The organism is Belnapia mucosa, assembly GCF_016775475.1.
In the GTDB taxonomy this organism is placed as follows: domain Bacteria; phylum Pseudomonadota; class Alphaproteobacteria; order Acetobacterales; family Acetobacteraceae; genus Belnapia; species Belnapia mucosa.
Map to the genome: position 1 here is coordinate 13,881 of NZ_JAEUXJ010000036.1, position 8,565 is coordinate 22,445.

Below are 8,565 nucleotides of genomic sequence, written 5' to 3' on the forward strand. Positions count from 1 at the left end.
GCAGCAGAGGCAGAGCCGCGGAGACAGCCTGAGGGGCCGACGCCAGCGCCGGGGCTCTCAGGGCAGCCCGGCAGGAGGACTCAGCACTCGCTTTTGCGGCTTACGGTGGACTCTATCGAGCTTACGTGGCAGCTACTGGATACGGGACTAATAGAAGATCACCAGTCATGGAACGCGCGTCCAATCGCCTTCTCAGCAGATGGCCGGCTTGCGGTTATACCTTTCATCGATCATACCCGAGGTATAATGCATATTTTACTAAAAGACGCGGAATCCGGCAAAACCATTCATTGTTTAGCTGAGAAAATCGCTAAAAGTTCTGAAATTGGCTTATGGGGTTGGCCAGGCTTTTCATTTTCACCCGACTCTCGACGCGTTGTGTTCTGGCAGGCAAACAAATTCTGGGTGTGCGATGTGATCTCCGGTTCTGAGATAAAGCCGTTATCTAGCTTAAAAGCTGCCGCAATGCATAGTGTATACAAATTCGCGGATTCAGTTTTGTCTCGCGTAGCAAAGTCGGACTGGGAAAACGCCCTTCAATCAAGGGCTATTAAAACGAGGTATCGTGCGGCAGTTTTTTCGCCTGATGGGCGATATATTTTTCTTTCTAGCAATGACGGAATGATTCAATTTTTTGCGGTTGACGGAAGCTTTCCGCTACAAACGTGGATGAGCTCCAGTGAATACAGCTTGGACCATTATGGTTTGGCTGTCTCACCCAGCGGCAAGGTCCTCGCGGCACCATCGACCCGCTTTATAAAAAAGAATGATTGCACTGATTACATTATCCAACTCTGGATTTTTGATCCTGGACGCAAGTTTGCTGTCCTCAAGGGCCACGATGCACCTTTGCTTTTCGTTGGCTTCTCGCCCGACGGCCAGCGGCTCGCCTCGGCGGACATAAAGGGGACTGTAAAGGTTTGGGAATTGCCTTCGGGCCGCGAACTGCGCACTCTTAGCGGCCATGCCAGCTGGGTCCACTCTGTCACGGTACTTCCCGTCGGGCAGCTGGCATTGGTGGACGGTGACGACAAGGATCCGGGGCTGTGGGACTGAGCGGCTATGCCGTCTCTCGAACTGGGCGTTACGCGCGCGGGGATCTATATAACGTCATCTCTTTGTGACTGGGATGTTGCAGTACTCGTTGCCCAGAGAATTTCGTTTCCCAGTTCCCACCGCTGCTCCAGTTGGTCCCCTCACAACCTGTCTCTCCTGACCAGGACACCCTGCTGAAGCGCAGATTTGGCCTGGGTTTTCGCGGCAACCTTGATGGTTTGGCTGCGGAACGGAGCCGGGTTTTCTCTCCGAAATGCCGGAGACTCTCCGGACCTTGAGGGTAGCCCGATTTAACCCTCAAGCTTTACCGCGTTGAAAATTCACGATCTTCGGTCGGAGCATCGGCCCGTCTTTCAGTGTGTCGGCCGCCTGTCGGTCGAAGCTATGGACCAAGTCCGTTTCTTCATCCCTCAACACGACCTGCATTTAAGTCGGCAAACGGGGCTGGCGTGGGCTTCCGATCCCACGCTTGCCACAGCCCCTCCCTACCCAATCAAACCACAGGCTCAAGGTCGTCGGGCACGAAGGGCCAGATTACGGGAGCTATGAGCACCTCTCACCCCCCTGCGAGTATGCCGTCCCTGATCCTCGACCTTCTCGTCCTTGCAAAACATTCTGCCCCTGCGCGATCCTGCGGCTAAGGAGCCATACACGGGAGGTCGGTATGCTCACTCGCCGCCGGCTCAGCGCCACCGCTGCCACTACTGGGTTGATGCGTCCCTTGGTGGCGTATGCCCAGGGCACAGCTTGGCCCGGTGATCGACCCATCGAGGTCATTGTGCCCGTGCCACCCGGCGGTGGGTTGGATGCCATGGCACGTATTCTGATGCCGCATGTCTGTAATCATCTCGGCAACGGGGCACGCTTCATCATAGTCAGTCGTCCCGGCGCCGGGACGCAGATAGGCAACGAGGCAATCTTCAACGCAGCCCCTGTTGGCTACACGCTTGGTGCGATCACCGCTCCCGCACTGCCGGCGCTCCCGATCGAGCGTGCAGTCCGCTACCGCACCGCGGAGTTCACCTGGATCGCCAATGTGGTCGAGGATCCGAATGCCTTCTTCGTCGATGCGTCATCGCCACTAACATCGCTCGCCGACCTCGCTGCCGCTGCACGCGGGAGGCCCGGCGGCGGGTTGTCCTACGGCAGCACCGGCGTCGGTGGGGACGACCACATCGCAATGCTGGCGTATGAAGCCGCGCAAGGGCTGCCAGCCATGGTGCATGTCCCTTTCCTGGGCAGTGCGCCGGCGACACAGGCTTTGCTCGGCGGGCATATCAGCCTTCTTGTGGGCAACATCAGCGAGGCAATTGCTTTGCAGCGAGATGGTCGTATCCGGGCGCTCGGCGTCGCCGCTCCGACACGCTTCTCAGCGCTACCGGCAGTACCCACCTTCCGTGAGCAGGGCTTCGACTTCATCGCCGGCGCGTCACGGGGCTTTGTCGCTACGCCCGGTATCCCGATCGGGATCAGGCAAAGGCTGGAGGCCGCCTTCACCGAGGCCTTATCCGACCCCGCCTTCCGAGCCGATGCGGAGAAGTTGGCCATGCCGCTGCGACCGCTGGTCGGCGGCGCCTATGCCTCAATGATTGCCGAAATGGACGCGTCGCTGCGGGCACTGTGGCAGCGCCACCCGTGGAAGGAGTGACCGGCAGTAGCCCTGTCTCAATGGGTTTGGTCGTTAGTGGATCGGGCCTGCTTGGATGGGCACATCCGTGCTAGGATGTGCCCCTTGGTCTCGCACATCGCGATCTTTATCCTTGTCCGAGCCTGCTGAAGTTGGGGCTTGCGGCAAAGGCATCCAATAAGTTGGTTCGGCGTCCAAGTGCGCCCCACTGTAGGCCGTTGCCCACCCACTTCCGGCTGCCCAGAAGATCGCCACTACGTCTTGTCGGGTGGGTAGGCCTGCTTTGGCGGGCAGGTAGGCCAAAATCGTGTGCCCGTCGCGGGGCGCGGTCGTGATTGGCTGCCAAGCGTGCATGGTGGCTCCGATGAGGCCCGGATTGGTAGACGGTGGGCTACTTGGGATACGTTCAAGGTGACTGCTGGTTGCGGTCGTCAGGATCGAGCCTACCAATAGTGGCGCATGCGGTGAGGCACGTCATTCGAGGCGGTTAGCGCGCATTTGGGGCTTGGTGGCGGCTCGCTCGGTGGGGCAGCCAAATTCTATGGGTCTTTTTGTTGCCGCGCCTCAATCTCATCCAGCACGGCTTCCGGGGCGACGTCCTGCTGCACCTCCTGCAACTCAGGGTCGGCACTGGCCCGGATGTCCAGGCGCTCGGCAATGGCGACGACAAGTTCGGACAGCTTGGTCAGCTCGTGCTCCGTCAAGAGGCTGATCTGGAGGTCTAGATCGGCGCGCTTGTCGGCCGCGGCGGCCATGCGATTCTGGCTGATGAGCACAAAGGTGGAGAGGAAAATGGCTTCAACCGAGGCCTCCATTGCGAGCACCACGAAGGACGGGTCGAACTGGGGCATACCAGGGATGAACCCGAGATTCACCAGGATCCAGGCGCCGTAGAGGGCGAGATGGATGTAGACGAAGGTCATGCTGCCGGTGAAGCGGGTGATGGCCTCGGCGATCCGCTCTTCGCGGGTTGCGACCGCTGCTTCCTTGCGGCGTCGGTTCTCCAGAACCTGGATGTTACGTTTTAGGGAAGTGCTGAGGCTGTCCGGCTTGGGCGGCGGCACGGTCGGTGTTGGGCTTGGCATATCGGCAGTGATCCTTGACTCCAAGGCTGCGTGGGCGTCGAGCAAACGTGCGAAGGACAGTTAAGGGTCGGTAGAGGCCAAAAGGCTTGGCGGTCTGCGAGGTCAGCTTTGCCCAGAGTCTCTCCGGAGGCGGTCAGCCCGCTCCCGGCCATCATTCCCGACCTCGGTGTCATCCCTCTCGAAGCGCAATCCCAAGGCTCCAGAGAGGTGCTGTGCAGACTAGTGCTTCGGGTGTCCCACATTTCGGACCGGTAGTGCCGTTCCGACGCTGCTCACGCCGGGTGCGCATACCGGGATCCCCTGCAGTCTCGACGGGATGCGGATCAGGTCGGCTCGGCCGCCCTCAGGGCGACCCGGACCTGCTCCTCCTCGAGGTCGAGCTCCTCCACGAGCGTGGCCAGCGTCTCGCCGTCAAGCTCATCGCGCAGCTCCGCGAGCTTGGCCCGAGCCGCGCCCAGGGCGCTCAGTCGCAGGCGCAGCTGTGCGTTCAGCCGACGCTGCGCCGCCTCCGGGTCCTCGTCCAGGCGTTCGGCGTGCTCGACCCGGGCCCGGAAGTCCCGGACGAGCGTCTCGGCTACCTCCGCGTGCTCCCGGTCTTCCAGCTTGTCGGAGAGGGCGCCCACCGCCGCCGCGGCGACCTCCTTACGTGCCGTGGCCACCTCGGGCCGGACCGCCTCGATCTCCGGGTCGCTGAGGTCGAAGCGACGGATCAGCGGCGCCAGCGTCGTCCCCTGAAGCAGGAGGGAGGTGAGGATGCAGCAGAAGACAACGAAGACCACTTCGTCCCGGCTGGGGAACTCCGCGGGAAGGGCCAACGCGGCGGCCAGGCTGACCACCCCGCGCATGCCGGCCCAGGAGATGATGGCAGGGTAGCTGAGCGGCGGAGCGAAGCCCTGGCCCCTGAGCCCGTTCATCAGCGCCGACACCGGGTAGAAGGTGGCAAACACCCAGGCGATGCGCGAGACGATTAGGGCCGTGGAGGCGGCGGCGGCCAGCAGGGCGAGCCGCCACGGGTCTGTGTCGGTCAGCCGCTCGAGGATGCCGCGGAGCTGCAGGCCCATCAGCGTGAAAACCAAGCTCGTCAGCACGAACTCGACAAACTCCCAGGCTGTGTTGGCCTCGAGCCGTGTGCCGGCCGCGAGCTCGAGCCGCCGCCGGCCGACCACCCCGCCGCAGGCCACTGCGGCTAGCACGCCCGAGACGTGGACGGCCTCGGCCGCGAAGTAGCTGGCGAAGGCCGACAGGAAGGACACCACGATCTCCAACATGCGGTCCTGCAAGCGCAGCAGCAGCCACACCGTCGCCCAGCCCACGGCGACACCGATGGCGGCCCCACCGGCCGCGCTGACCAGGAAGGAAACAGAGGCCTCGGCCAGGCTGACCGCCCCCGCCATGGTCGCGGCCACAGCGAAGCGGTAAAGCACCAGGGAGGACGCGTCGTTGATCAAGCTCTCGCCCTCAAGCACCGTCACGATGCGCTTGGGCAGCCGGAAGCCCTTCAGCACCGACGTGGCTGAGACGGCGTCGGGTGGCGCCACGATGGCGCCGAGCGCGATCGCTGCCGCCCAGGGCAGCTCGGGCGCGAGCGGTTTAACCGTGGCCGCGACGGCGCCGGCGGTGACCAGCACCGCGCCCACCGCGAGCAGCAGGATGAGTGGTAGGTTCGCGCGGAAGTCCGGCCAGTCCGTGCGCAGAGCGCTTGCCTGAAGCAAGGGCGGCAGAAAGAGTGCCAAGGCTAGGTCCGGCGCGAGCTCCACCTCCGGCAGCCCGGGCACGAAGGCCAGGGCCATGCCGCCGAGCACCAGGGTGACGGCCGAGGGCAGCCGCAGCGCACGGGCGAGCAGGGCAAGGGCGACCGAAGCCGCGGTCAGGCCCAGAAGCGTCTCGAGCAGAGCCATGGTGGATCCTGTTCCGGGTAAGGGCAGTGGGTGTCGCCCGAGAGGCCCCTGCGACATGGTGGCCAGGAACGCATGCCCGGCCATGGGACGAGCGGAGTTCCGCCTGCCTAAGCCTAACCGCCTCGCCGGATCGCTCCACGTGGTCGCCAAGTCCTTGTCGGCTACGGCCGCTCAGCACGGGAGCGGTGAGTGCCGGTCAGCCCGCCTACCCCTCACGGTGGCGCACGATACCCTGCTCCAGCAGCGCCCGCGCCCGGTCCGGCCCGCCGCGGCCGACCGGCCGGAATTCCTTGCCCCGCAGCCGGTTATAGTGGGCGAAGAAGCCCTCGATCTCCTCGAGCAGGCGCGGGCGCAGGTCGGCGAGCGTGTGGACGTGCTCGTGAGTGTGGGCGTGCGTGGCCACGGCGAGCAGGCGGTCGTTGCGCATCACCGCGCCATCGCGCTCGCGCTGCTGCGCCTCGATGACCCCGACGAGACGGACGCCCAGCACGCACCCCATCGGGACAGGGCTGTCTAGTAGTACGAGCACGTCAAGCGGGTCGCCGTCCTCGCCCAGGGTCGAGGGGATGAAGCCGAAGTCGTGGGGGAAGCTGGTGCCCTCCGGCAGCACCCCGCCAAGGCGGAAGATGCCGTGCTCCTCATCATAGGTGTACTTGTTGCGGCTCCCCTTCGGGGTCTCGACCACGGCCGTGACTTCTCCCGTCCGAGCGTCGAAGGAGGGCAGGCTTGAGGGGTCGCCCTTGGCTGCTCGATCCGCCATGTGTGCTTCTGGGCTCCGGGCTGGAGGTGCGGGCGCAGCACCACCGCGCCTCAACCGCCAAGTCCCTGCCCAGTTGCCCCCATGGGCGCTGCAGCCCGCCCGATTTAGTAGGCTTGCTCGGTTTGGCCGATGGAGGCCGCCGATGACTTCTCGCAGCGAGCTGGCTGCCGCCCTGGTCGCCCAGGCCCATTAGGTCATCGTTGAGGCGCCGCTGAAGAACGTCCAGGCGGACTCAGCAGTGCGGTAGGGCAGGAATGAAGGTCTGCATCTTCGCTATGCATCCTCGCAAGCCGCTTGCCCGCATTCGGCCGCTTCCGGTCACGCCGGTTCGGCGCCTGTCCCGGACATTTGGTATCGCTACCCGGCTCCCCACAGCCGTGACATGGTCTCCGACACGCCTGAAATAGAAGCGATTCAGAATGACACAGGCAGATCGGTCCGACGCCTTTTCGGAGCTGATGGCCATCCGCGCAATGACGGCGCCGGAGACCGGCGAGGTGACGATCACCGGGTCCGACCCGTTCTACCGGACGCCCTTCCGCATCGGGGAAACCGCGGCTGCCGTTCTGGCCGCAACCGGCGTCGCGGCCAACGACCTTTGGGAGCTGCGCACCGGCCGCCGCCAAGCCCTTTAGATCGCGGTGCCCGAAGCGGCGGCGACGCTGCGCGTCGTTGATTACACCATGAAGCGGGAGCCGGATGGACAGTATCGCCGCTTGCCGGTGTCCGAGAGCATGAAGCACATGGCCACCGGTACCCAGCCCTGGCCGACCGCGGACGGGCGCTGGTTCCTGCCGCACTTCAACTTGCCGCATCTCGAACGCCGCGTACTGGACGTGCTGGGATGCGAAAGCACGCCTGCATCCGTCAGCGCCGCCATCAGTCGCTGGAACGCCGACGCGCTTGAGGCGGCGATCGCCGAAGCGCACGCCTGCGGCGGCAAGGTCCGGACCCGCGAGGAGTGGCTGACGCACCCGCAATGCGCCTACCTCGCCGCCCGTCCCGTGGTGGAGATCATCAAAGTCGCCGAGGGCGAGCCTGAGCCGCTTCCGCCTGGTGACCGGCCGCTGTTGGGGGTTCGCGTGCTCGACCTGACTCGAATCCTAGCGGGGCCGACCGCCGGTCGGACACTCGCAGAGCACGGCGCCGACGTGCTGATGGTCGCCGCGCCTCACCTGCCGCAGGTGCCCGAATATGTTCGTGACCTGAGCCATGGCAAGAGGAGCTGCTTTCTTGACCTTCGTCGTGACGACGGGGCTGGTTGCCTTGCCGCGCTGGCGCGTGAGGCGGATGTGTTCGTCAACGGCTACCGCCCCGGGCAGCTGGGCGGGCGGGGTTTCGGGCTGGAGGACCTGGTCGGGCTCCGTCCCGGGCTGATCGTTGCCTCGATCAGCTGCTTCGGGTCGGGTGGCCCCTTCGCAACGAGGGTCGGGTGGGAGCAGATCGCGCAATCGGTTTCGGGTATTGCCCACACCCATGGCGAGGTGACCGGCGTCGGACGACCGAAGCTCGCCCCGGCCCCAATATGCGACTACCTGACGGGCTACCTCGCAGCCTTCGGCGCGATGCTGGCCTTGGCCCGCCGGGCCCGTGAAGGCGGCAGCTACCATGTACAGGCTTCGCTCTGCCAGTCCGCCATGCTTTAGCAGCGCCAGGGGCTCCTTGGCAGCTTTGCGGATGCGCCCGAGCAGCTGACCGGGGCCGAGCTCGAACCGCTCTATGTGCGCGAAGACTCCTCCTATGGCGACCTGCTGACGCTTGGCCCGGTGCTCCACATGTCGGAGACACCATGCCGATGGGCGTTGCCGACACCCAAGTTCGGCGGGGACCAGCCTGCATGGTTGGCCCGGAGCGCCGAAACTGGCTGATGCCATACGTCTGAGCGGCAACCGGTAGGTCGGCTTCTCGGCACCTAGCCCCAGAAGCAGACTAGCAGCTTACGGCCAAGTCCCGTCACCACAGGTTGTCCTCATAACGGCTGGCTTACGCCTTCCATTCTTTGGTGATTACGAGGCGCTGCTCCGCCCAGGCCAACGGTAGCGGTTCCAGCAGCAGCGGCAAAGTAATTACCCACCCCCGGACTTTTGCGGCTGAGTGGTCAGGCCGTGACGGTCGTCAGGATGGTACCGAATACGCTGG

General features: G+C 64.4%; 7 protein-coding genes. 4 read left to right on the forward strand and 3 right to left on the reverse strand.

What is annotated here, in order from left to right:
- Together JMJ55_RS29120 and JMJ55_RS29125 are read left to right on the forward strand one after the other, a co-directional pair.
- On the forward strand, window positions 1–1,056 hold a 1,056-nt coding region (locus JMJ55_RS29120), incomplete at its 5' end, for a WD40 repeat domain-containing protein (RefSeq protein WP_236034201.1).
- A gap of 811 nt (window positions 1,057–1,867) precedes the next feature.
- Complete coding sequence (locus JMJ55_RS29125; RefSeq protein WP_236034202.1) at window positions 1,868–2,704, forward strand: tripartite tricarboxylate transporter substrate binding protein; 837 nt, start codon at window positions 1,868–1,870, stop codon at window positions 2,702–2,704.
- A 518-nt stretch (window positions 2,705–3,222) separates the two neighbouring features.
- Here JMJ55_RS29125 and JMJ55_RS29130 read toward each other — a convergent pair.
- The 3 genes from JMJ55_RS29130 to JMJ55_RS29140 all read right to left on the reverse strand — a co-directional run bounded on the left by JMJ55_RS29130 (window position 3,223) and on the right by JMJ55_RS29140 (window position 6,351).
- Window positions 3,223–3,768 (reverse strand): DUF1003 domain-containing protein, encoded by a 546-nt coding sequence (locus JMJ55_RS29130; protein WP_202829119.1) that lies wholly within the window; start codon window positions 3,766–3,768, stop codon window positions 3,223–3,225.
- Window positions 3,769–4,091: 323 nt separating this feature from the next.
- Window positions 4,092–5,666, reverse strand: coding sequence for a Na+/H+ antiporter (locus tag JMJ55_RS29135; RefSeq protein WP_202829120.1), 1,575 nt, complete (start codon window positions 5,664–5,666; stop codon window positions 4,092–4,094).
- A 205-nt stretch (window positions 5,667–5,871) separates the two neighbouring features.
- A complete protein-coding gene (locus JMJ55_RS29140; protein ID WP_202829121.1) occupies window positions 5,872–6,351 on the reverse strand; it encodes an inorganic diphosphatase in 480 nt (159 codons plus the stop codon).
- A 533-nt stretch (window positions 6,352–6,884) separates the two neighbouring features.
- Here JMJ55_RS29140 and JMJ55_RS31335 point away from each other — a divergent pair.
- Together JMJ55_RS31335 and JMJ55_RS31340 are read left to right on the forward strand one after the other, a co-directional pair.
- The gene (locus JMJ55_RS31335; protein WP_236034204.1) at window positions 6,885–7,061 is read left to right on the forward strand and encodes a hypothetical protein; all 177 of its coding nucleotides are present in this window, start codon (window positions 6,885–6,887) and stop codon (window positions 7,059–7,061) included.
- A 6-nt stretch (window positions 7,062–7,067) separates the two neighbouring features.
- A complete protein-coding gene (locus JMJ55_RS31340) occupies window positions 7,068–8,072 on the forward strand; it encodes a CoA transferase (protein WP_328702798.1) in 1,005 nt (334 codons plus the stop codon).
- The last annotated feature ends 493 nt before the right edge of the window (window positions 8,073–8,565 follow it).